Below are 22,764 nucleotides of genomic sequence, written 5' to 3'. Positions count from 1 at the left end.
GGTCTAGTGCGTTTTGACGGCCACGAACGAAATCTCGATGAGGGCACCTCCCACGAGGCCCGCCACCTCCATGGCGACTCGGGACGGAGCATCCACATCTTCGAAATACTGGGCATAGGCTTCGTTCATCTCACCGTACCCGTCGATGTCGGTGAGATACACCGTCGCCCGAACGAGATCGCCGTAGTTCATCCCCAGCTCTTCGAGCAGGGATCCGAAGGCCCGCATGATGTTGTGCGTCTCCTCGCCCATCCGCCCGTCCGTCATGGCTCGGGTCTCAGAGTTGGCACCGAGTTTTCCTGAGAGCCAATAGGTGTTGTCCACCTGTACGGCGGCACTGAACGGGATCCGCGATGACGGATTGTGTGCGATCCGGGGGCCATCCTGCGCCATCACAGGCTGCGCGGAAAACGCGACGAGAGCGAGCAGAAGAATGAGGCGCTTCACGGCGGATCTCCTTGTACAGTGGGTGGTTCAGTCCCACGAAATGATGTTCCGCAGCTGTCGGTGCGGCAAGAGCTGGCCTGCACCCGCGGGCACCTGATTAGCTTCAGACATGACACGGATCAGTAGTCGGACGGTGCGATACACCCGGGCATGGCTCGGACGCCCTCGCGAGCATGATGTAGAAGACATCGTGCTCGACCGTGATGGGGTCACCATTCCCGCAACGTTGACCCGACCGCGTGGAGCCAAGGGAAGAGTCCCGGCCTGGGTGGTTACGCATGGCATCACCCGCCCGGGGCGTGCGCACGCTCAACTCGTGCGTTTCACGAATGCGGTCGCCTCGGCGGGGATCGCGACGATCGTACCGGAGGTGCCCGAATGGCGAGAGCTCAGGCTCGCGCCAGAGCTGTCTGCGCCGACCATCAGGGCGGCGATTCAGGGTCTGAGGGAGAGCGGGGTCGCGCGCGACCAGCCCGTCGGGGTGGTCGGTTTTTCGTTTGGCGCTCCACATGCGATCGCCGCGGGCGGTGAGCCCGGATTGATGGACGATATCGGCGGCACGGCTGGGTTCGGCGGATATTGTGACCTTGAGGCGACGTTTCGGTTCATGATGACCGGCCGGCACGAGTCCAATGGGCAGACGCATTTCCTGCGACCCGACCCGTACGGCCGCTGGATCGTGGCAGCCAACTACCTAACTGCCGTCCCTGGGCATGAGGATGCCGGAGATGTGGCTCAGGCGCTAAGAGCCCTCGCGGTGCATGCGAGTGAAATAGGCGCTGCATCATGGGACGCGGTGTACGAACCCTTGATACGGGAACTCAAGGAAGGGATCTCCGAGGGCCGCCAGAGACTCTTCGCTCTTCTCGCTCCCCTGGCGGATGCGGACACCACCCCTGCCGACGGCGCCGACCTGGCGGAGGACATGGCCACTGCTGCGCGACGGATCGATCCACTGATCGATCCGGCTGACGCCCTTTCAGCGGCTCGCCGCCCCGTGACCCTTCTGCACGGCTTCAAGGACCACCTCATTCCGTTCTCGGAGAGCCGACGGCTCGCGGCAGCACTCCCCCAGGCGGAGACGCGCCTGACCATCACGCGCCTCTTCGGACACTCAGCTCGGGATCCCTTCCCGGTGAGTGCTGCGTTGACCGAGGTACCGCGCTTTCTGGCAGCTCTCGACCGGATCCTTCGGATGACGTGAACCGCTACGTGGTGTAGACCATCTCTTTCACGGCGGCCTTCACGTTCTCGTCCTTGTCGCGGACGACGTCCTTGAGCAGTTGCTTCGCGTGAGGGGTGCCGATCAGATGCAACGCCCGGTAGGCCGCGATCCTGACCTCCGCAGGAGGCTTGCGGAAGAGGGTACGGACGGCGTGCTTCTTGATCGACTGCACGGCCCCTGGGTCTCCCAGCTGCCCAAGCGCACCCAACAGCAGTAGAACCTCGTCAGGGTCTGGGTTCGCATCGAGCATCGCGAGAAGAGGCTTCACAGCTAGCCGGACACGCAGTTCTCCAGCCGCAACGGCTGCCCCGATCTTCACGCTCTGATCAGGGTCATCGAGGAGGTCCCGCACCAGCTCCCCTGAATCTTCCGCCTGAAGCTTGGCAAGCGACTTGAGCGCTTCCCGACGGACACGCGGGTCCGGATTCGCCAGGGCGCTCGTGATGAGCCCGACCGCATTGTCGCCACCCTGATTTCCCAGGATCGCGACCGCATTCTGAACGAGGAATCGGTTCTCATCGACCGCCATCTCTTCGATCATCCGCCGGCCTGCGTCGCCCATCTCGACCAGCGCTTCACAGTGGATCCGTCGCGAGAGACGGTCTGTCGTCCCAGCGAGGTCGTTGCGGATCGCCATAGCCATGTCATCGCCGATTTCACGGCAGACGGCGTAGTACTCCCGCCGTCGCTCCTCGGCCCGCTCTGATCCGATGCGACGGGCAAGCCGGCCAAGCACGACTGGCGACATCATGCACGTGGCCACGGCATAAATCGACGCGTCTCGCGGCACTCCCGCAGCTGCGACGACCTTCACCACGGATCTCGCGATTGGATCGATTTCGTTGTTGGCCTGACACTCGGCCGCGAGCGACTCTATTTCGGCGGCCCTCTCCAGTTCCCCTGCGACATATGCGTCGACAGCCAGATCCAGGAGCGTCGGCACGAACTCGTCGTCATCGGGCGCGGGCGCCATAGCGATGGCGTGTACGGGCTCCAGCGCCGCTGCCACGGACATCTCTTGAAGCTCACCCCTGTCGGTCGCGTCGTCAGCAGGCGCCGACTCGCCAACGTCGCCACCTCCCAAAAACAGAGCGTCGATGGAGCGGGCAAGTCCGGTGAGTTCCTTCATCCCGTCTGACTCAGACATGGGTCTACCAAGGCTGGGGCAATTACCGAGCAGTCGCAACAATATATGCGCCATGCTCGGCCTCTGGGAGGTTTTCGTGTTCATGCTGCACGGGCCGGTCACCCGAGCCGTTCCTTCGGCTTCCTGAGATGAAATACGTGTCCGAGGGGCAGCACGATGCCTGGCGCCGGCAGGCTGCTCCGGGTCCACGGGGGGCTCCCGATGAAGTCCGAGAGTACCTTGATCTACGAAACCGCATTCTCAAGGAGTTGGCGGACGCAGGAACCCCGATCATGATAGGCACCGACTCACCTCAGTTGTTCAACGTGCCCGGCCTCGCTCTCCATCGTGAGATCGCGGTCATGTCAGAGGCGGGCATGACCAACCAGCAGATCCTGGAAAGCGGGACCGCCACGGTAGATCGTTACGTCATAGATCACCGGAAAATCACCCACAGCTTCGGAACCGTATCAGTCGGTCAGCGCGCCGACCTGGTTCTCCTGGGTTCCAATCCGCTCGACGACCTCGACAATCTCCATGATCGAGCCGGGGTCATGATAGTCGACGAGAAGCCGCTTCTCTGGCTTCTGCTTCAGCCGTCGTCCTCGGGAAGTGCAGGTGGAACGACTCTCAGACTCCCCCTCGCTGAATCGATATGACTAGCCGCACTCACTCCGGTGCGTCTGAGCGACCCGGAAACGGTACCGAGAGCTCCTTCACCTCGAACGCGCCTGGAAAGTCGATCTCAGCTTCCTTCTGCTTGCCGCTCCACGTCTCAATTTCGATACGGTAGACCGCAGTCCGCCGCAGCTCGTCGTCTGTCGTCGACCTATAGTCCCGATCCGGCGCCAGGTGCGGAGCATACTTATCGAGCAGTGCCTGCAAGGCCGTCTTGCACTCGACAATGTCTTCCACAACATAGCCCCGCCCAAAAACATTCACGCCGCAGTACTCGACGCTGAACTCGAGCGCCTCGTCGGCAGGCAACAGTCGCCCCATCGCAGCCACGCTGAACGCAACACGGTCAGTCACTTCCATGTTCTTTCGGGTGCGACCCGTGCGATGCGTATGGAGATAGATACAGTGCTTCTGGTCGTCATACACGAACAGATTCGAGTTTAGGGACGGCTGCCCCTCATCCCCTACAGTCGCCATGAAGCCCCACGGAGCGTGAAGCATCAGGTCTCGGACCCATCCATCTTCTTTCCCTCGGTCACGGCGTCGGATCTTGCTGCGCGGGTCGTCGGTGCCCGCATTGTTCGCACCGACCTTTGGGGGAATCGCTTCGACGATCGCGTCCCGTTCCCCACCCGTTTCCACTTCGTTGCTCACTCAGCTTCTCCCAGATAATCCCGCTCAATCAGGCCACGGTGCCACAGCTCGTGTCCAGCGATAATCCAGGGGAAGCTGCGCACGGTGAACTCGAAGCCCGAAGCTCGTCCACTTTGCGCTCCGGCGGCGGCGGACATCGTCGAAAACATGTGAACGTTGGCGTGGCGCAGCGCCGCCCAATCGGCCGTCAGATCGTCCAGCGGGTGCTGTCCTGCCCCCGACGACGCGACCCATTCGTCTTGATCCATGCTCGGCAGATCTGTGCCCTTCGAGCGAGCCATGGCGAGTGACCGAAATGCGAACACGCGCTCCGTATCGATCAGGTGGCCGACTACTTCGCGGAGATTCCACTTTCCGGAAGCGTAGGGCGTGGTCTCCTGAGCCTCGGAGAGACCCTGGAGCGCTGCGAGCGTCTCGCCGAGTTGCTCCTGGAGCGTCATTAGAACGTCACTATTGGGGACGAGGTCGACATAGGGCCGGTAATATTCTGGGTATTCGGTGTCGGCTGGACACCGCAGAGCGCTCAACGATCTTGCCCGATCGTGCCATCGAGCTCCTGGATGGTCTTCGTCGAAGGGGACCGCTGACGCTGAAGCAACCGCGCCGCCGTCTCAGCCTCACGCCACGCACGCAGGACGTTTTCGCCAGCCACTTTGGCCATGTCCTCTTCACTCCAGCCACGGCGCGACAGCTCGGCAAGGAGCACAGGAAATTTCGATACGTCCTCGAGCCCGACCGGTGTCGACTCGATGCCATCGTAGTCGGATCCGAGGCCGACATGATCGATGCCGGCGAGATTCACGACGTGCTCGATGTGGTCTGCAACATCCCCGATGGTCGCTTGGTCGTTCGACGTGAGGAACTGCGGTACGAAGGTGATCATGACGACACCGCCATTTTCAGGAAGTCGGCGCAGCACCTGATCCGGAACGTTCCGCGCATGCTCATGCACGCCTCGAGCGGAAGCGTGCGACCAGATTACAGGGGCCTCGGCAACATCGAGGACGTCGTTCATCGTTTTGGGTGACGTGTGCGAAATATCGACGAGCATGCCCATTCGATTCATCTCTCGCACAACCTCTTTACCGAATTCACTGAGACCGCCGTGCCTCGCCTCATCACAACACGCATCGGCCCAGTCGAGCGTGCCGTTGTGCGTCAGAGTCATGTACCGGACACCCATCGCGTAGTACGCCCGGAGCGACCCGAGTGAATTTTCGATCGCGTGGCCGCCTTCCATTCCCAGCATCGAAGCAATCCGACCGCGCCCGAATGCACTCTCGAGATCCGACGCAGTCAGAGCGAGCTCAAATGCGTCAGGATATCGGTCGATGATCTGGAGCCCGATATCGATCTGTTCGAGCTGGACCTTGGCCGCGCCCTCTTCGGAAGCTTCAAACGGGATATAGACGGACCAGAACTGCCCGCCGACGCGACCGGCACGGAGCCGATCGATATCCGTGTGAAACGGTGTCGTCTCGCGGAGATTGTGCCCGTCCGCCGCGACATCATGTGGGGCGAGTTCGCTGTTGCGGATTGCCCACGGAAGATCATTGTGGCCGTCGATCAGCGGAGTCGTCGAGAGTACGCGCAGCGCCTTCTGCATGTGCGTGTCCTGCGCGGCGACCGGGGCTGCGAAGATGGCGAGGACAAGAAAAGTGCTCAGGGATGCTCGATTCATGATCTCAGGTGCCAGAGTGTCCAAGCGCATCGGATGACGCGCGATCAGCCCCAAGGATCGCCGCGGCCGGCTGTCATCGGCAAGATGACCTCGCGACTCAGTCCGCTCGATCTTCCCGCGTCACCGCGAACAGTGTCTAGATGAACGGCTTGCCGCCAAAGCGCATTGGCAGAATGGCCGTCAATCCAGTGACTGGCACCAGAACGCTGAGAATGCCGGAGATCGACAGGAGAAAGTCCGTCAGCGAACTCCCATGATGCGTTCGATCTCCTCGACCGTGCGAGGCGCATTGATCGAAAGGTTCTCAAAGCCATCCTCGGTCACGAGAATGACGTCCTCGATAAAGAACAGAATTGGGCAGTGGCGAACAGAGTCCAACTAGCGTTACTTGCATAAGTACGGTTGGCGCGGCGTGCAACTTCGCCGAGAACTGACGTCTTCATAGACACGGACGGCCGATCGGTCCGCGGTACCTGGGATGTGTGAGCCTGGAGGCACTTTTGATCGACAAAGCTCGGAGGAATACGGTCCACCGGCGCGCGTTCTGGGGTGGAATCGGGGTTTCAGTATCGGCCCACGTTCTCGCTCTTTCGATTCTCACCATGCCGGGTGCGGATCCGGGCGCAGGAGAAGACGAGGCGGATCGAATCGCTCAGAACGACTTCGAGGCCATCGAGTTGATCGAACTCGTGGACCCAACGCCGACGACGGAAACGACCTCCGCCATGTCGACCGCAGTCGCCACCGGAGCTGTTGCACCTGCGGATGCACCCTCGGAGGCTTCGCTCGCCGAGATGCTCTCGGACCTGAGGCCCGCAACCATGGTCGTGTCCACACCTCAGACCAGTCGACCCGTCGTGACCTTCCGTGACCTTCGGCCTGTCTCTCAGACCGCCGCCATGATGGCGATGTTCAAGTACGGTGGTGAGTTCGCAGAAGAGAAAGATGGCGGCGGTATCGGGGGCCTCCTCAGCAGTATCGGTGCTGCGTTGAGCGGCGGCGGACATTGTCCCACCTCGGGGACCGCGAGCGGGCCTTTGATTCTGCGCTGAAGCAGATGACGCGAATGCGCTGGAGCGAGCAGCCGATACGATCAAGGGAGCGCTAGGCGTGTTCGGTGCCGAGGGTGCGCGTGGACGAGCCGAGCACCTGGAGGTCACCGCACGCGAGAGGGCGGATCGAGGCCGCACGACAGCAGTATCCGGCACCGAAAACTTCGATCTTCGCGCTAGAGGCGGCATTGAAGGAACTCGTCGCAGACCTCGGTCGCGCTAGGCGTCCGTCAGTTCGAGGGTGGCCCCTCGTTGACCCTGACTTCACGCACAAGCATCTGGACGGTTATCGGCGTGTCCTCTCCCTCCATCATGGCTCGGAATTGCTCCAGCTGGTCCGCCATCATCGACTCGACCATCTGGCGCTGGGCTGGAGGCATGTTCTCCAGCTCTCTCTGCATCTCTTCGAACTGAGCCCGAGTCTCTGGATCGATCGCTGCGCCTAGTCCTTCGATGCTAACCACGGTCCGGTACGCAACGAGCATGCTCTCGACTTCGCGGTAGTCACCCATATCTACAGTGCTCGTAACTGGATGCACGCCATCCTCGTTCGCCATCTCGCCGTCGAACTCAAGCCGGCGAGGGGCATAGGTGTCCACATCCAAATAGATCATGCCACTGGTCGGTGTAAATTCCGAGTCCGGCGTCACGTTCTGGCCGAAACCCATGCCGGTGAAGTCCGAGATCTCCAACACGTGGACGTCGTAGTCGTCGACGTTGCTAACGCCGAGATAGGCTGCGCGCTCTGCAAGCTCCTCGCCCATCGAGTAGATCTCATCGAGACTGCCTTCGCCCGGGCTGCCACCCATGTCCATGCCGCTCGCGGACGTACGCTGGAGTCGAAATACGGGACGACCGTTGTCGACCTCCTTCACGAAGTAGGACACGGTCTCGAAGCCCATCGCGTCCTGAACGAGGGTGTAGTTCTCGACGTTCTCCGCGCGACGTGCGTACTCCGTCATCATGCGATTAACGACGTCGGCAGCCGACTGAGCGGATGCCGGTGGCGCCGTCACAAGTACGACACCAATCGCCAGCAGGACCTTGATTGCTCTGCTCATGCGTCGCTCCGGCGTCGCTCGGCTCAGCCCAGCCCTAGCCACCGGACACCGAGAATTTCTGCACCCGGCGTCCCGTCGAGGCCTCGCCCACGTAAAGGTTACCGTGCGAGTCGATGCCCATGCCATGAGGCCGGAGGAACTGCCCAACCTGCCGGCCGCCACGACCGAAGTCTCCAACGACTTCGAGGTCCGAGCGCCGCAGGACCCAGACCTTGTGGTTGGTGCCGTCCGCCAGGTAGAGCCACTCCTGTTCAGCATCGGGGGAGAGCGCAATTACGAACGCAGACCCCGAGGCGAGGGTGCTCGACTCGATGATCTTCTCTGCGACGAACTCGCCACTCTGCTGGAAGACCTGGATCCGGTTCCCTCGTCGGTCGGCGACATAGATCAGCCCATCGTTCGAGCCAGTCAGCCCGTGGACCGTGGAGAACTGCTCGGGAGGTGATGCCTCGTGGTCGGCTCCACCGAAGTCGTAGGAGTAGTCGTCAACCGGGGTTTCTCCGTACGCGCCCCAATGCCGCTTGTACTCACCGGTGTCCGCGTCATAGACCACGACCCGCCGGTTTCTGTATCCGTCTCCGATGAAGACTTCGTTCGTGTTAGGATCGACCCAGATACCTGCGGGCCCCCCGAGGAGATCAGGATCATTGCTGCCGCCGGTCTCGTCGTACTCCCCGATCTGCATGAGCAGCTCGCCATCGCGAGTGAACTTCATGACCCGATGATGGCGATAGGTGCCAACCCAGACGTTGTCATTGTGGTCGACGAAGAGACCGTGGGCATTTCTGGGGAACTCCGATACGTCTTGGGTGGCCGGGTCTCCCCAGCCCTGGACGACGTTCCCATCCTGGTCGAACTCTACAACGACGGGCGCGGGTCGGCAGCACAGACCCATCGGCGGATCCTGCACCGCTGACAACTCTTCAGGGGTGAGTGTCTCGGGGAGATGCGTGACCCAGACATGATCTTGCGCATCCACGAAGACCGCAGTGACAGCACCCATAATCCAGTCGTTCGGCATCTCCAACGGCCACGACGGATCTACTGCAAAGGTCGGGACTCCGCCCGACGAGGCCATCGCACCGGAGTCGCTCGGTGTTGAGTCCGAGGAGCATGCGCCGAGCACTGTTGCCGCCCCGATGGCGAGCACCAGAGCTGAAAAACTTTGCCGTACCTTCATCCGTCTGCTTCTCCGTTTGATCCCATGAGGCGAACACCAAAGTACGGATGAGCCCGAAAGTCCGACATGGCCGACCGCGCGCGCGTACGCTTTCTCGGCACTGCCCCCTCACCTAGCTTCTCCGCCGTCCACCCGCGCGCTCCGTGGGTCCCCCGGTACCGCTCGACTCGGCCCGATGTCGTCAGACACACAACCTCCCGCAAGAGATTCAGTCCCAGTCGGCATATGGGGGCCGACCATCGCGGCTGTCCTTCTGGGGCTTCTCACGCTCACCGCGAGAGTACAGAGTAACGACACGCTCTTGGCGTCGTTCTATGTCGCGGCCGCGCTTCTGCTTCTCGGTCAGGCGGCAATGCTGGTGCGTGGGCACACGACGGGGACCAGGCCAGGCATTGATGTAGTGCTTCGATCGCAGCACTACATCCAGGCGGCCGTTCAGGTCGCGGTGCTCACCTACTGGGGCTGGCACTGGCGACCCGTGTACGACATGTCTCTGCTAATCGCGGCGCAGCTCACGTTCGCCTACGGCTTCGACATAGTGCTCACGTGGCTTCGAGGTCGGCGCTACTCCCTCGGATTTGGTCCATTCCCGATCATCCTGAGCATCAATCTCTTCCTGTGGTTCAAGGACGACTGGTTTTACCTGCAGTTTCTGATGATTGCGGTCGGATTCCTCGGAAAGGAATTCGTGCAGTGGACTCGGGATGACCGGCGGGTCCACATCTTCAACCCATCAGCCTTCGCGCTGGGCCTGTTTTCCCTGGCCCTGATCGCGACCGGGACGACGGATCTCACTTGGGGGCAAGAGATCGCATCGACGCTGACCCTAGCCCCGGATATCTACACATTTTTGTTCATGATGGGCCTCGTGGTCATGTACTTCTTCTCGATCACGCTCGTGGCAGGCACAGCCGCAGCCGTGCTGTTCGGGCTGAGTGCGGCCTACTCGGCCTGGGCCGGAGTGCCGTATTTCGTCGATTCGGAGATTCCGGCCGCGGTCTTTCTTGGGCTGCACCTGCTGATCACGGACCCATCTACGTCGCCACGAACCCCGCTCGGTAAGACGGTGTTCGGCGCGCTCTATGGTGTTGGCGTTTTCGCCCTGTACACCGTTCTCGCGAGCGCGGGGGCTCCGACGTTTTACGACAAGCTCCTGTGCGTCCCGCTGCTGAACCTGAGCGTGCGGGGTATCGACATGGCGGTACGGTCCATCGATAGGCGCGGGATCAGAATCCCGGGCCTCGTCGGATTCGGAGGAGACCCCGCCCACCTGCGGAAGCTGAACCTGGCCCACATCGGGATATGGATCGCCTTTTTCGGAGTCATGGCGATGAGCGGGAAGGCAGACGGCACCCACCCGGGGGACCAGCTGCCTTTCTGGCAGACAGCGTGCGCAGACGGGAAGCCCAACGCGTGCCACCGCTTGCTTCAGATCGAGGCGAGCTACTGCGGAGACAATTCGGCCTGGGCCTGCAACGAGCTCGGTGTCCACTATTCCAATGGGGGCATGACGGCGACCGACGCAGCGCTGGGTAGCAAATATTTCGCCCGCGCATGTGAGCTGCGCTTCCAACCGGGGTGTCTCAACCTTCTCGAACCAGTCGAGAAACTCACCGCGTCTCCTCGACCTCTGGATCTACGGCTCCTCCTTCGTGAGGGGGGGCTGAACCTCATGGAGGTGTCCGACGGTGATCTCTACGTAAAAGCGTGCAGCCACGGGTGGACATTCGCATGCAATGCGACCTCGGGCGCCCCGTGAACCAGTCGCAGTTGGGAGTTGGGGCGGCGGCGGCACTGCTTGTCGGGGCCACGTGGACCGCCCTTCAGTTGGCTCCCGAAGCCAGTGACAAGGAGAGGGCAACCGTCGCGCCCTCCAATGCGAGTGCCGATGTCCGGGACGGCTTCCGGGCTGACCTGTGGCATCTCCCGGCGGACGATCTGGCCGGCTTCGTCGCGATTCCCGAAGGCACATTTACAATGGGAAGCCATCCAGGAGTCGACTCGCTCGCCTTCGACGTCGAGTGGTGGGGCGAAGGCAGAGTCCAGGGAATCGTGCACCTCCCGACGTACTACGTTGCCCGCTTCGAGGTCACGGGAGCCCAGTATCGTGCCTTCGTCCAGGCTTCAGGACACACGGTTGTCGACCCGGCGGCGCTTCGGGTCTCACCAGACTATCCGGTGACAAACGTCTCGTGGACGGACGCCGTGGCCTACGCACGATGGCTCGACCAGGCACTGCGGGCTTCGAGCGGCGTGCCCGAGCCGCTCACGCGACTGCTGGGAGAGGGCTGGCGAGTCGATCTCCCCGATGAGGCGCAATGGGAGAAGGCCGCCCGGGGCACGGACGCGAGGATCTTCCCGTGGGGCAGCGAGCCACGGGCAGATCGAGCCCAGTTCCGGACGAGAAGCACAGCGCGCGTAGGGACGTTCCCGTGCCCGGAGTGCGCTTATCCGATCTCAGATCTCGCTGGTAACGTCTGGGAGTGGACTCGCAGTCCGTATCAAGCGTATCCGTTCACGACGAGTGACGACGGGGCGGCCCTCGGGGCGGAGGCACTATGGGTCATGCGGGGCGGATCGTTCGGAGACCCTGAGCAGCACATCCGCGCGGCGAACCGAGGCGGTGCAGACCCGGGAGCGCGCCGACCATTTATCGGCTTCCGGATCGCTCTCGTTCCAGGGCCATGACTCCGCTACCCCGCAGCTTCTACGGCACCATCGGCGCGGAGACGCTCGACCTCGTCAGTAGTGAAGCCAAGCTCAGCTAGCACCTCATTCGTGTGCTCACCTGACCGTGGCGGCGGATGTTCGCCTCTCGGGCGCTCGTCGTTGAGGCGCACAGGAAGAGAGACATCTCGATACCCCTCGGCTCGCTCGTTTGGCACAATGGGCACCATTCCTGCCGCCAGGACCTGCTCGTCTTCCACCACATCGGCGATCGACTGAATCGCAGACGCTGGTACGGAGTGCTCGCGCAGCAACGAGAGCAGTTCTTCGGTCGAGTAGGCTCGTGTGCGAGCCTCAACAAGCGGGTCGAGTACTTCGCGAGACTCGACTCGCCGAGGATTCGACGTGAAACGCTTGTCAGCTGCAAGGTCCGGCAGATCCAGCGCCAGGCAGAGTCGTCCGAAGATTGGGTCATTCCCCGACGCGATCATCACATGTCCATCTGTCGTCTGGAAGGCACGATACGGCGCAATCGCACCTAGGCTGGAACCCATGGGTCCTGGGACCTCGCCGGTCGCGAGATAGCCCATCATGTGATAGGAGACCCAGGCAAGTGACGTGTCCATGAGCGACGCCTCAACCGAGGCCCCCTGCCCCGTCGCATCCCGTTCGCGCAGTGCTGCCAAGACGGCGATCGCTCCCCACATGCCCGTCCCAAAGTCGACCACCGACCCACCGACCCGGGTCGGAGGGCCGCCCGGCTGCCCGGTGACCGAAATAATCCCTGCATACGCCTGCATGAGCGGGTCATAGCCAGGCTGTTCGCTCATCGGGCCGTCCTGACCATACGCGCTGATCGACAGATGGATCACGTCCTCGCGCCACGCTCGGACCGACGCGTAGTCGATGCCCAGTCGTTCAGCCGTTTGGGGGCGTGAAGCCTGGACGAAGACATCGCAACTCTCGGCGAGTCTCCCCAGGACAGCCATGCCCTCCGACTGCTTGAGGTCGAGAATGATGCTGCGCTTGCCTCGATTAGCACTTAAAAAGAGCGTGCTATCCCCTCCCCAGAACGGCGGCCCCCAGGTCCTCCCCAGATCGCCGCCCGGCGGCTCGACCTTTATCACCGTCGCGCCCAGATCTGCAAGGATCTGCGCACAGAACGGGCCAGCGAGGTTCTGGGTGACGTCACAGACACGGACGCCGGCGAGTGGCTTCATCAGTCGTTGCCACCGGTCGTACGAGTCGGCATAGCTCCGTCATTCTGCCAGTACAGGCCCGCGGCGGGGCCCTGTTCCGGCCAGCGCTCAGCGAGAGAATCACCCTCAAAGAGACGCCCATTCTTCATGACGAAGCGGACCGTGTTCGTGTTCCGCAGATCATTGAGTGGATTCCTGTCGAGCACGACGAGGTCCGCCATTTTTCCGACTTCGAGGGACCCGACGTCGTTGTCGAGGCCCAACGCATCGGCTCCGATGATCGTTGCGATCTGAAGGGCCTCGTGGTTCGTCATTCTGTCCGACGAACCCACCAGCCAGAGCTCCCAATGATAGCCGAGCCCCTGTAGCTGCCCGTGACTCCCGACGCCGGCCCGCCCACCTGCCTCTACCACGTCATCGATGAAGTCGGAGATCTCCTTATGGATGTACTGGCTCTCATCGAACCACCCCGGCCCACCGGCCCTGCGCGCCGCCTTCGAGTAGATCTCTTCGAACGGGGTGAAGGTCGCCAGCTTCTGATCTCTCAGTACGTCGGTCGTCGTGTAGAAGTAGTTCTCGCCCCACGGTCCGCCGTAGGTCACGACGATCGTCGGCGTCGTAGCCATGTTCGACTGAGCAACCAGCTGCGTGACGTCGTTGAACAGCGGGACTCCCGGCAGATTGTGCTCGGTCCCCGAGTACCCATCCTGGGCCATCGTCATGTTGAGACGAAGGTCGAGACTTCCCTCGGTCGTCGGCATCAGCTCGAGCTCGCGGGCAGCCTGGATGATCCATTGCCGCACCTCCCGATTGCCAGCGCCGTACATCTTGATCGTCTTCGTGTCGAAATAGTCGGAGTAGCGACTGAGCACGTCACGTGCCTCGTCGAGGCTCCCGATCAGCTCACCGGAGAACACGCCCTGACCAGTGCTGTAGATGCGCGGTCCAAGCATGGTCCCGGCTCGAATCATGTCCTCATAGGAAAGGACGTCACTCGACCCGGTCTGGGGATCGCGGGCAGTGGTCACGCCGTAGGCCAGATTCGCTGCGTAGGACCATGGCTGCGCCCGATGGACGTTGAAGGACGCCCGTAGATGCGCGTGGGTATCTACGAACCCCGGAACGATGGTCGCTCCTGCCATGTCCATCGTCTCGGCACCACCGGGGATAGTGATACTCCCTGAAGGCCCGACTGCCTCGATTCGATTGTCCCGAATCACGATGTCGCCGCGCTCGAAGATCTCATCGCCATTCATCGTGATGATCCGCGCGCCGGTCAGCGCGATGACACCAGACGGGATATCCCGCTCCACCTCGATGCGGATGCGAGCCTCCGTGGGTCTGTACGTCGCGTCATCGTCGTCCGTCTCATCTTCCCCCGGCTCTTCGTCTCCCTCGCCGTCGGAGTCGTCTGCCGCGTCCACACTGTCCGCGAACACCTGCGACGCGCCGAGATCGTAGACGAAGTAGGCGTTCCCCAGCGCCCAGTGGACCGAACCGCCGTCGCTGCTCCAGGCGGGAAACTGGGCCCCGATGTCGGTCAGCTGCGAGGCAGGAAAAGACGCGTCGTCGGGATTTCCGACAGAGATCGTCGGGGCCTCGCCGCCCAGCCCACGGGGCACCGTCACCGTGTAGAGCTGGTTTCCGACCTGGGCCAGCGCCTGGTCACCAACCGGCGCCATGAGAATCAGTCCTGCCGCTGCACCCGGCCCACTGCCACCCGGCGGCGTACCGCCTCGAACCTGTACGTGCTCCTCTCGATCGGTGCCATCCCAGCGCATTGAGATCAGGCCCGTGCCTCCCTGGAAGGCATAGATCCGGTCGGAATCGGTGGTAAAATGGGGCCTGGCCAGACCGGCGACAGATGTAATCACGGTCGCATCCCCACCCGACGAAGGCAGCGCCACGAGGTCGACGGCCCCGCGAGGCACACCCTGGGTCAGCGCCTCTTCGTACGCCCGGCCCGGCCCTCGGATCGCGAGGATCCGTGAGCCATCCGGCGACCAGACAGCCTGCGTATAGAAAGCATCGGTCGTGGTCAGCTGGGTCAGGTCGTTCCCGTTCCCGCGGACAGAGTGCAGATGTCCACCAGACTCGTCCGAGTACGTCGTAAAGACGAGGCGCTCACCATCGGGGGACCATGCGGGCATTGCAGACATTGATCCGCCGTCATCGATCCGTACGACATCGCCACCGCGTGCGTTCGTGACATAGAGATCGCCCATCACAGTGATCGCGAGGCGCTTGCCGTCCGGCGATGGTGCCACGTCACGAATCTGCTTGGCAACGAACGTGGGTGTGTCTTCGATGGGGTAGTCGAAGTCGACCTCCGGCCCCATCGGCACCTCGGCATTCACTCGGAACGGAATCTCGATCGGCGCAGATCCGTCGAGGGGGACACGCCAAATGTGACCCCCGTAGAACGCAACGACCTCACGGGAGTCGGGCGTAAAGCTCATCCCCGGGTACGCGTCCCGCGCTGCCCGTGATTCCTGCTCGTCTCTCTGAACCGGGAACGCCAGCCATCGCTCGTCGCCGGTCTCCATGTCGCGGATCCGAAGGCCAGTCTCGGAAACATGTCGACTTCCGTAAACGAGCCATTGTCCGTCCGGTGACAGGGTCGGGCGAAACGCGCCCCCGTAACGACCCGACCGGGAGGAGCTCTCACCCGTCTCGCGATCGTAGACCCACAGCTGATAGTCCGCGCCGGGAGAGTTGTAGGTCCAGGTACCCGTCCGGCGAGAATGCCAGATGTACCTCTCATCCGGACCGAAAGCCGCACCCGTAGTCCGAGCGTTCTCGGGTTCCTCGATCAGCTGCGCTCCCCCACCCCCCTTCCGGTGGTACATCCACATCTTTCCCTGCCCGGGATTCTGCTTTGTGGCAAGGATGTAATCACCGTCCGGAGTCCACTCAGGGGACTGGTAGGCCGAGTTGTTTCCCTTCGTGACCCGGACCGTGTCGGCCTTGTCGACAGAAATGGTCCACAACCCGTCGCCGCCACTCCTATCGCTGATGAACGCCACCGTTTGTCCGTCGGGGCTGAAGCGAGGCTGACCGTCAAAGGCCATGCCCTGCGTGAGGGACGTCGCGGTGCCCCCCGCAAAAGGCATCGTGTAGAGATCACCTAGGAGATCGAAGACGATCGTCTGACCGTCAGGGCTCACATCGAGAGAGATCCACGATCCCTCGGTGAACGTCTCGGAAAGCGTGCGGCCTGGAGTAAGCGGCAGCCCTTCCTTCAGGAGCTCCGTCGCCTCGTCGACTTCTTCACCATCTTGGGCCGAGACGACCGCGGGGGTCGCGAGACCCGCCATGATCAAGAAAATTCCGACCCACACGGGCACACGCTTCTTCATTTCGACACTCCTTGAAAGGAATTGCTGGTCCCTCGAATGGGCGATGCTTCCAAAATCGCCGCGCGACGGCGCGGAGAAGATCGCCGCGTGTGGACAGGGCCGCCACGTGGTGCTCCTGTAGAGCACCCCGGGCGCGCCCCAGCTTGGCGCGATCCAACCTATACAGGAATTTCCATGCGTGTCTCCACTCCCGCAGCAAGAGCTGTTCTCCTGCTCGTGATCGCTATCACACCCACCGCGTGCGATGCACAGCAGCGTCCGGGCCAGGACCGTCAGCCGACGATTCCTCCCCCGACCATTCTCGAGTATAAACCGCAGTCGACGCTCGTGGTGCCGGAGCATGAAATCCCTCGTGCGCGGTTCCCTGTCGTGGACATCCACGGACACCCGCCGACGCTCGACAACCCGGAGAACATCGCTCGCGTCATCGAAGCCATGGATCGCTTGAATATCGGTGTGATGGTTCAGGCGAGGCCCAGCTCGGGTGAACGGCTGACGTCACAGATCGAAGCGGTCCGGATGGCCGGCTACACAGATCGGTTCGTCTTCTTCGCCTCGGTCGATCTCAACGATGTCGGACCCGGATCCGGCGCCCAAATCGCTGCGCAGCTCGAGCGCGATGTCGAGTCTGGAGCGGTTGGCATCGGAGAAATCCAGAAGGGGTTTGGTCTCACGACTCGGAAAGCCGACGGCGCTCGGCTCGAGATGGATGACCCGGAGCTGGAAATCGTCTGGGAGACGGCGGGGCGTCTCGGAATACCTGTGTTCGTTCACACAGCCGATCCTCCGGAGTTCTTTGAGCCTCTCGACTACTCCAATGAGCGCTGGCTAGAGATGGCGCTGTTCGAGCGTCGCCGCTTCAACGACCCAGCGCAGTTCCCCGCATTCGACGACCTCATGGCCGAACGGAATCGAATGCTGGAGAAGCACCCCAACACCACGTGGATCCTGGCCCACATGGGATGGCACACGCACGACCTGGGGCAGCTCGGCGATATTTTCGACCGAAACCCAAACGTTCTCGCGGAAGTGGGTGCCGTTCTGTACGACCTGGGCCGGCAGCCGCGCTTCGCTCGTGAGTTCTTCGACAAGTATCGCGACCGTATCCTCTTCGGTAAGGACTCGTTTCAGCCCGACGAGTACCCCTACTACTGGCGGGTCTTCGAGACCGCGGACGAGTACTTCGACTACTACCGCGGCTACCACGCCTTCTGGAAGCTGTATGGGATGGATCTCTCGGAAGAGACGCTCCGCGCGCTTTACTACGAGAACGCCGTCCGGATCATCCCGAACATGCCGACGTCTGCCTTCGAGTCGAACTGAGCAGGAGGGGGGCTTCGCTATGGCTCGTCGTGGTAGTCCAGCTTGTGAAGCGGCATCACCACGCCGGACAGCACGTTGAGCAGGTGCGCTCCGATCCGCTTGTAATAACGAGCACCCAGGACGACGGACGTCGCCGTGGCAGCGTCGTAGTCGCTGCAAGCGACCTTTCCGAGCAGAGCATCACAGCGCCGAGTCACGGTACGGCCTTCTTCGATGAGTGCATTCGCGACCTCAGCGTCCGAGGACACAAAGACCTCATCGACCCGGGCAAAGGTCCCCTCCACGATCCGGCGGATGTCCCTAAGCTCAGTCCCAATCTCATCGGCGGGGACTGGTGCCCCTCCCTCTCCGCGGACCTCAGCAAGATTCTTCGCATAGTCCCCGATCCGCTCGACGTCTTTCACGATGCTCATGAGTAGCAGGCAGTACGGCACCTCTCCCGGTGACGGCGACAACGTCAGATGCGCGATCACCTGCTTGCGAACTCCACGCTCCAGCTTGTTGATCGCGATGTCCCGCTTCCGAATTTCCTCGCGCCCTTCGCCTCCCTCCTCGCTGAAGAAATTTTGACCCGCCGCGAGCGTGATCTCGTGCGAGATCTTGAGCATCCTGCTGAAGTCCGCGCCCATCAAGGCAATGGCATTGCTCGACTTGAGTAGGCCCAAAAGCTCCTTAAACATCCCTGACTCCTATGTGAGCAACTCGTTGAGGACCGCAAACAACACGGGAATACCGTAGAAAAGACCAACCACGTAGATGACGGCCCATCTCTTCGATTCGGCTGCGATATCGGCGAGGCCGGACGCGGCTCGCAGCGGGATATTGCGAATGGGCTCAAACGGATAGATCAACGCCGTGCCCGCAAGATTGAAGAGCAGGTGCACGAGGGCGATCGTCAGGCCGGCCTGTGCGTTCGTATCGGTAACGGCCATTGCTGCCAGAAGCGCGGTGACCGTGGTGCCGAGGTTCGCACCCAGGGTTACCGGAAACGCCTGGCGTAGGGTAAGCACCCCGGCGCCGGCGAGGGGCACCATAAGCGAGGTCGTGATCGAGCTCGACTGAACCATGACCGTGGCGATGGCACCGACGATGATCGCGATCACTGCGCTCTTGGCGAGGGCCCGAGAAACGAGCGCCTCCATCTTCGTCTGCATACTCGAGCGCATGACCTTTACGATGCTCACGAGCGTCAGGAAGATCATCAACGCGCTGACCACAATGTACCCGACAGCGACCAAGCGCTCGGAAGGCAGCAACATCGCGAGGGCGCCCTCGATGGGTGCCCCTCCTGCCTTGATCGCAAGCTTGATCGGGCTGTCGTAGTCGGCCCCACCGAAACCACCCAGGAAGCCTGCGAGGGCCGTCGCTGTTTTTCGCAGAACACCCGTCATGATCTCGAGCGGCAACAGCACGAGAACCGCGAAATAGTTGAAGAAGTCGTGCACTGTCGCGACCGCGAACGCACGCCGGAACTCTTCCTTCCGCCCCATGTGAGCCATCGACGCCAGCGTGTTGGTCACCGTGGTCCCGATGTTCGCACCCATGATCATTGGCACGGCGTTCGCGATCGGAATCGGATTCAGCGGTGCGGCCACGAGACCGACGATCATCGAGGTCGTCACCGATGAACTCTGAACCAGCGTGGTCGCGAGGATACCCACCATGAGTCCGATGAACGGATTCTCCGTCGCAGCGAAGAACGACTCAAGTACCCCCTCGCCCAAGGCGCGGAAGCCGGATCCAAGTCCGTTTACGCCGACCAGGAAGAGATACAGCAACGTGACGACGGTCAGCGCTCTCACGACCGCGTGCTCCTGCCATGGAGCTTCCGTCACTTCAACATCGGGTGGAGCGGAGAACATTTCGGCGCGCTCGGCGGGGAAATGTGAACGCTTGATCACGAGAGCCAAAACATAAACACGGAAGAAAAATCGGCCAATACTGACCGCACATTCTGGTCCGGCCACTTCATCACTGCCTTCACCAGCGACCCCGCTCGGCTCGCCACAATCGTCTCGGTGTCGCCGAGGGCGACGACTAGGCGGCGCTCGTCGTATTTGAAATGACGAAAGCGCGACCCACCGATCATGGCGGGCCGCGCTTTCGCAATGCTATCTGCCGGGCGCGTGGTTCGCGCGCCGAGTACCTCGATTACTGCATCGACGACGGCGGAGTGATGCCGTTCAGACGCATGTACGTGACCAGGTTGCCGTAGTGCTCGTAGTTGTGTGCCGAGTTGAACGCGAGCACACCGAACACCGTGTTCGGGCCAGTGAAAAACGAAACACTGTTGGCCCCGTCCGCATCCACGGTGTGGCTGAACACCTCATCGCAGTAGGCGAAGCCGCCCTCGAGCGCATCAAGAATCTGTGCCTTGGTAGTGCGAGTCTCCTCGAAGTTCTCCGAGTTCGGACTCGACTCGCCGGACGCCGCTGAGCAAAACGAGTACTGGGCACCAGCAATGTGCGCGAAGATCTCGCCCATCGAGCGGACTTCATCCACCGGGCGGAACGCGTACATGTCTTCATCCAGCATTTGAGCGCTGGCTATGATATTGCCCTTCGTTACTTCGAAAAGCCCCTCGAGCGTGGACGTAACCGTCTGACTCGAGGCGGCCATCGGGATCCATAGCGCCATGGCACACGCAACAACGACAAAAGTTTTCTTCATGTCTCGGCCCTGATTGGCGGGAAGCTTCTTGCGATTGTGCAGGAAAAATGTTGTACGACACAGATGAAAAACATTATAGAACGACTTGGTTCTCACGCGGTTGCAGGGTCTCAAGGAGACCCTCGAAGAGGCTGAAGCCAGAACACTAGTTCACTCTCTGCACCACCTAGCGAACCAGGTAGAACATCTCCTGCCTGGGTCGGAAGAAGCGCCACCCCTCGTTGGTCAGATAGGCCGGGTCCTCCTGCATCACATAGACGTCCTGACCGCCCCATTCAGGTACGGCTGTCTTCGTGTTGAGCTCGATCGATATGTAAGCCCCTTCGACCAGGGTGCGGCCGGTGGCGTCTGCCTGGTCCGCACTCCTGAAGTCGATACTGGGCCCTACGCCGTGCCCGTGGTTGCCGAGGGGATGGGAGTAGATCTGCGCCGTGATCCCCTGCTCATCCATCTCAGCCATCGTCTCACGATACGCTTCCCCGGCGGTACGTCCTGGGCGGGAGGCGCGCAGCATGAGTGCGTCCTGCAGCGCGTTGGTGTTGGCCAGAGCCGCCTTCAATCCGTCGGGTGCACCGGACTCACCTGGTCGAAGCACGTAGGCCATTTTCTGCCAGTCACTATCGAGGCCCATGTACGATATGCCGAAATCGACATGCACGAGGTCTCCCGGTTCGATCACGATGTCTTCGAGAGCAACCGCGAGAAACCCTCTGGACCCGACCTCCGCCATGCCCTGGCGCTGGACTCGGAGATCAGGCTGAAACCAGGTGCCGACCCCATGCCCCCACAGTTCATCGTACATGAAACGGCGCACGTCGCCGACGGTCGTCACCCCTGGCGTGATCGCCTCATTCGAAAGAGCTCGCTTGGTCACATACTCGGTCAGTGCGACGAGTCGCTCGTAGTGCGCCCACTCCTCGGGAATCCTCGTCGCGAGAAACTCATCAATCAGCGCCTCCGCACTCGAGAATCGACGCTCGGCGTCCGCCCCCATCGCCTCTGCCAGGAAGTCGTAGCTGTCCCAAGTGAGACTTCGAGTCATTCCTCGACTCCCCCCGATCCCGAGACCGATCACATCGGGCTCGTACATGTCGTACAGTTCGCGAAGCACCTCCGCCGCCGGTCGCGGATCGATCGGGGACTCGAAGAACCGCGCGACCGTCTCTTCCCAGTATCCCGTCGCCGCAATCTTACGTAGCCCATCGTCTCCCGCGTCGACAAACACGAACACATCCCTACGACCGGTATAGGGCCGGGCCGGAGCGACATACTCGGTGAGCGGATCGTCATGGAATTCCTCATTCACCACGATCCACATGTCGATGCCATGGCGGCGCATCATCGGGAGCAGCATCTCATGACGCTTTGTGAGCCAGTCATCTCGAACGGCCATCTGCGCCGACCAGCCGATGAGCTCGATGCCCTGGCCGTCGGCAGAGTCTTCACCCGGGCCGGCAGCACACCCCGTGAGCAGACCCAGACCGAACGCTGTCCCAACGATGCTCAAGAACGACTTCATGGCCCTGGCTCCCACGACGCTGCAAAATGAGTAGATGGCCGAGGAGTCTGATTCGGCACTCCGCCGCGGGCAAGTCTGGGGGGAATATGATCAGGTCCGCGCATCACCTTCCAAGATGAAACCGGGGACGTTGCGGGGGCCGGAATCGAGGAGGAGCATGGCCGAGACGAATCGTGCCGTCAGGGTAAAAGCGGCCTGAGGTCACGTCGGGATCAGTTACCCGGCGTCATGAGGTGAGCGGCTGCCGTGCCCGCGCCCATGATGTATGCACCACCGCCGCGACCATTCTCCGGGAATCCTGTCGAAGCCGTGGTGGCGCCGGGGACCGCGATCGTGGTGTGCGTCCGGGCACTGGCCTGATCATCACCGCGCATCGCAATCCAGATGGATCCATATTCGACCTCTTTACGCGTGCCGTTGGCATCGGCAGCCGCCACCATGGCGGATTCAGCAGCCCGGTCCGCAGCCGTGGCGCGAAACTCACGGTTCTGCTTGACCCGGTCTAGATTCATCAGGCTCGTGCACTGTACGTCGAACGGTGCGCGTCGACCCTCACCCGAGCGATCGTAGCAAACCATCGGGTTGGTCCCTTCCTTGAGCGTCTCGTACGTGTTGTCCGCGTTCCAGCGGATGACCGTCGCCTCTTCGCGGGCCCGTGCGGGTAACGCGGAGAGGGCTTTCTCCACGGCAGCAGACGTGTCCTGCGAGACCGCGGGTGCGGGAAGCATCAGTGCAGCAGCAAGTGTCAGGAGAGCGAAGCGTTTCATGAGGCCTCCAAGGCCAGCAGTAGCGAACCCACGCCGATCCCACGGGCGGTCCAGATTCAGGACCAGAAAGTGGGACGCATAGGGTCGGTTCGCGAATCTCGCCCGCTATTTCTTCCAGATCACCAGGATGACGAGATCATCCGAAATGCGCCTCAG

21 protein-coding genes are annotated in these 22,764 nt (G+C 61.9%); 6 read left to right on the top strand and 15 right to left on the bottom strand.

The genetic code is table 11. The features are described 5' to 3' along the window. Positions 1-3: 3 nt before the first annotated feature. Positions 4-447: a RidA family protein gene (locus OSA81_05865; GenBank protein ID MDE0898526.1), complete on the bottom strand. Its 444-nt coding sequence runs from the start codon at positions 445-447 to the stop codon at positions 4-6. Between the two features lie 109 nt (positions 448-556). On the opposite strand from OSA81_05865, the gene OSA81_05860 reads away from it, so the two are divergent. Beyond that, positions 557-1,651: a hypothetical protein gene (locus OSA81_05860; GenBank protein MDE0898525.1), complete on the top strand. Its 1,095-nt coding sequence runs from the start codon at positions 557-559 to the stop codon at positions 1,649-1,651. 4 nt (positions 1,652-1,655) lie between these two features. On the opposite strand, the gene OSA81_05855 is transcribed toward OSA81_05860, so the two are convergent. Beyond that, entirely contained in the window at positions 1,656-2,819 is a 1,164-nt protein-coding gene (locus tag OSA81_05855) for a HEAT repeat domain-containing protein (protein ID MDE0898524.1), read from the bottom strand. Between the two features lie 128 nt (positions 2,820-2,947). Here OSA81_05855 and OSA81_05850 point away from each other — a divergent pair, with 128 nt between their 5' ends. Further along, the gene (locus OSA81_05850; GenBank protein ID MDE0898523.1) at positions 2,948-3,457 is read left to right on the top strand and encodes an amidohydrolase family protein; all 510 of its coding nucleotides are present in this window, start codon (positions 2,948-2,950) and stop codon (positions 3,455-3,457) included. Positions 3,458-3,467: 10 nt separating this feature from the next. On the opposite strand, the gene OSA81_05845 is transcribed toward OSA81_05850, so the two are convergent. From OSA81_05845 to OSA81_05830, 4 genes are all read right to left on the bottom strand, one after another. Then, positions 3,468-4,130, bottom strand: coding sequence for a pyridoxamine 5'-phosphate oxidase family protein (locus tag OSA81_05845; GenBank protein ID MDE0898522.1), 663 nt, complete (start codon positions 4,128-4,130; stop codon positions 3,468-3,470). Next, a complete protein-coding gene (locus OSA81_05840) occupies positions 4,127-4,657 on the bottom strand; it encodes a DinB family protein (protein ID MDE0898521.1) in 531 nt (176 codons plus the stop codon). Before OSA81_05840 ends, OSA81_05845 begins: the two co-directional genes overlap by 4 nt. Then, the gene (locus OSA81_05835) at positions 4,654-5,811 is read right to left on the bottom strand and encodes a dipeptidase (GenBank protein ID MDE0898520.1); all 1,158 of its coding nucleotides are present in this window, start codon (positions 5,809-5,811) and stop codon (positions 4,654-4,656) included. The genes OSA81_05840 and OSA81_05835 overlap by 4 nt, the downstream gene beginning before the upstream one ends. Before the next feature lie 240 nt (positions 5,812-6,051). Continuing rightward, positions 6,052-6,189 carry a hypothetical protein gene (locus OSA81_05830; GenBank protein ID MDE0898519.1) on the bottom strand — a complete coding sequence of 46 codons (138 nt, stop codon included), beginning with the start codon at positions 6,187-6,189 and terminating at the stop codon, positions 6,052-6,054. A gap of 122 nt (positions 6,190-6,311) precedes the next feature. On the opposite strand from OSA81_05830, the gene OSA81_05825 reads away from it, so the two are divergent. Next, entirely contained in the window at positions 6,312-6,863 is a 552-nt protein-coding gene (locus OSA81_05825; protein MDE0898518.1) for a hypothetical protein, read from the top strand. A gap of 230 nt (positions 6,864-7,093) precedes the next feature. On the opposite strand, the gene OSA81_05820 is transcribed toward OSA81_05825, so the two are convergent. Together OSA81_05820 and OSA81_05815 are read right to left on the bottom strand one after the other, a co-directional pair. Then, positions 7,094-7,924 carry a hypothetical protein gene (locus tag OSA81_05820; GenBank protein MDE0898517.1) on the bottom strand — a complete coding sequence of 277 codons (831 nt, stop codon included), beginning with the start codon at positions 7,922-7,924 and terminating at the stop codon, positions 7,094-7,096. A gap of 34 nt (positions 7,925-7,958) precedes the next feature. Beyond that, a complete protein-coding gene (locus OSA81_05815) occupies positions 7,959-9,104 on the bottom strand; it encodes a hypothetical protein (protein ID MDE0898516.1) in 1,146 nt (381 codons plus the stop codon). Between the two features lie 175 nt (positions 9,105-9,279). Here OSA81_05815 and OSA81_05810 point away from each other — a divergent pair, with 175 nt between their 5' ends. Then, positions 9,280-10,863 carry a hypothetical protein gene (locus tag OSA81_05810; protein ID MDE0898515.1) on the top strand — a complete coding sequence of 528 codons (1,584 nt, stop codon included), beginning with the start codon at positions 9,280-9,282 and terminating at the stop codon, positions 10,861-10,863. After that, positions 10,836-11,792, top strand: a complete 957-nt coding sequence (locus tag OSA81_05805; protein ID MDE0898514.1) for an SUMF1/EgtB/PvdO family nonheme iron enzyme — start codon at positions 10,836-10,838, stop codon at positions 11,790-11,792. The genes OSA81_05810 and OSA81_05805 overlap by 28 nt, the downstream gene beginning before the upstream one ends. Positions 11,793-11,797: 5 nt before the next feature. On the opposite strand, the gene OSA81_05800 is transcribed toward OSA81_05805, so the two are convergent. Both OSA81_05800 and OSA81_05795 read right to left on the bottom strand, forming a co-directional pair. Continuing rightward, positions 11,798-12,991 (bottom strand): CoA transferase, encoded by a 1,194-nt coding sequence (locus OSA81_05800; GenBank protein ID MDE0898513.1) that lies wholly within the window; start codon positions 12,989-12,991, stop codon positions 11,798-11,800. After that, a complete protein-coding gene (locus tag OSA81_05795; GenBank protein MDE0898512.1) occupies positions 12,991-16,329 on the bottom strand; it encodes an amidohydrolase family protein in 3,339 nt (1,112 codons plus the stop codon). Before OSA81_05795 ends, OSA81_05800 begins: the two co-directional genes overlap by 1 nt. 174 nt (positions 16,330-16,503) lie before the next feature. On the opposite strand from OSA81_05795, the gene OSA81_05790 reads away from it, so the two are divergent. Beyond that, positions 16,504-17,652, top strand: coding sequence for an amidohydrolase family protein (locus OSA81_05790; GenBank protein MDE0898511.1), 1,149 nt, complete (start codon positions 16,504-16,506; stop codon positions 17,650-17,652). A 17-nt stretch (positions 17,653-17,669) separates the two neighbouring features. Here the strand turns inward: OSA81_05790 and OSA81_05785 are convergent, their stop codons facing one another. From OSA81_05785 to OSA81_05765, 5 genes are all read right to left on the bottom strand, one after another. Beyond that, positions 17,670-18,332 carry a hypothetical protein gene (locus OSA81_05785; protein ID MDE0898510.1) on the bottom strand — a complete coding sequence of 221 codons (663 nt, stop codon included), beginning with the start codon at positions 18,330-18,332 and terminating at the stop codon, positions 17,670-17,672. A gap of 9 nt (positions 18,333-18,341) precedes the next feature. Continuing rightward, complete coding sequence (locus OSA81_05780) at positions 18,342-19,514, bottom strand: Na/Pi symporter (protein MDE0898509.1); 1,173 nt, start codon at positions 19,512-19,514, stop codon at positions 18,342-18,344. 289 nt (positions 19,515-19,803) lie between these two features. Beyond that, positions 19,804-20,322 carry a DinB family protein gene (locus OSA81_05775; GenBank protein ID MDE0898508.1) on the bottom strand — a complete coding sequence of 173 codons (519 nt, stop codon included), beginning with the start codon at positions 20,320-20,322 and terminating at the stop codon, positions 19,804-19,806. 166 nt (positions 20,323-20,488) lie between these two features. After that, positions 20,489-21,841: a M24 family metallopeptidase gene (locus tag OSA81_05770; protein ID MDE0898507.1), complete on the bottom strand. Its 1,353-nt coding sequence runs from the start codon at positions 21,839-21,841 to the stop codon at positions 20,489-20,491. Between the two features lie 212 nt (positions 21,842-22,053). Beyond that, positions 22,054-22,608 carry a hypothetical protein gene (locus OSA81_05765; GenBank protein ID MDE0898506.1) on the bottom strand — a complete coding sequence of 185 codons (555 nt, stop codon included), beginning with the start codon at positions 22,606-22,608 and terminating at the stop codon, positions 22,054-22,056. Positions 22,609-22,764: the final 156 nt, after the last annotated feature.

The organism is Longimicrobiales bacterium (genome assembly GCA_028823235.1).
GTDB lineage: Bacteria > Gemmatimonadota > Gemmatimonadetes > Longimicrobiales > Gaopeijiaceae > UBA2589.
Note: the sequence above shows the minus strand (reverse complement) of the source record. Positions and strands in the feature narration are given on the sequence as shown.

What these genes read in the sequence shown, in the direction of transcription:
- OSA81_05850 (MDE0898523.1), top strand. Translation starts at nt 2,948, where the DNA reads ATGAAATACGTGTCCGAGGGGCAGCACGATGCCTGGCGCCGGCAGGCT.
- OSA81_05765 (MDE0898506.1), bottom strand. Translation starts at nt 22,608, where the DNA reads ATGAAACGCTTCGCTCTCCTGACACTTGCTGCTGCACTGATGCTTCCC.
- OSA81_05810 (MDE0898515.1), top strand. Translation starts at nt 9,280, where the DNA reads ATGTCGTCAGACACACAACCTCCCGCAAGAGATTCAGTCCCAGTCGGC.
- OSA81_05795 (MDE0898512.1), bottom strand. Translation starts at nt 16,329, where the DNA reads ATGAAGAAGCGTGTGCCCGTGTGGGTCGGAATTTTCTTGATCATGGCG.
- OSA81_05815 (MDE0898516.1), bottom strand. Translation starts at nt 9,104, where the DNA reads ATGAAGGTACGGCAAAGTTTTTCAGCTCTGGTGCTCGCCATCGGGGCG.
- OSA81_05770 (MDE0898507.1), bottom strand. Translation starts at nt 21,841, where the DNA reads ATGAAGTCGTTCTTGAGCATCGTTGGGACAGCGTTCGGTCTGGGTCTG.
- OSA81_05805 (MDE0898514.1), top strand. Translation starts at nt 10,836, where the DNA reads ATGCAATGCGACCTCGGGCGCCCCGTGAACCAGTCGCAGTTGGGAGTT.
- OSA81_05775 (MDE0898508.1), bottom strand. Translation starts at nt 20,322, where the DNA reads ATGAAGAAAACTTTTGTCGTTGTTGCGTGTGCCATGGCGCTATGGATC.
- OSA81_05820 (MDE0898517.1), bottom strand. Translation starts at nt 7,924, where the DNA reads ATGAGCAGAGCAATCAAGGTCCTGCTGGCGATTGGTGTCGTACTTGTG.
- OSA81_05790 (MDE0898511.1), top strand. Translation starts at nt 16,504, where the DNA reads ATGCGTGTCTCCACTCCCGCAGCAAGAGCTGTTCTCCTGCTCGTGATC.
- OSA81_05780 (MDE0898509.1), bottom strand. Translation starts at nt 19,514, where the DNA reads ATGTTCTCCGCTCCACCCGATGTTGAAGTGACGGAAGCTCCATGGCAG.
- OSA81_05835 (MDE0898520.1), bottom strand. Translation starts at nt 5,811, where the DNA reads ATGAATCGAGCATCCCTGAGCACTTTTCTTGTCCTCGCCATCTTCGCA.
- OSA81_05855 (MDE0898524.1), bottom strand. Translation starts at nt 2,819, where the DNA reads ATGTCTGAGTCAGACGGGATGAAGGAACTCACCGGACTTGCCCGCTCC.
- OSA81_05800 (MDE0898513.1), bottom strand. Translation starts at nt 12,991, where the DNA reads ATGAAGCCACTCGCCGGCGTCCGTGTCTGTGACGTCACCCAGAACCTC.
- OSA81_05860 (MDE0898525.1), top strand. Translation starts at nt 557, where the DNA reads ATGACACGGATCAGTAGTCGGACGGTGCGATACACCCGGGCATGGCTC.
- OSA81_05785 (MDE0898510.1), bottom strand. Translation starts at nt 18,332, where the DNA reads ATGTTTAAGGAGCTTTTGGGCCTACTCAAGTCGAGCAATGCCATTGCC.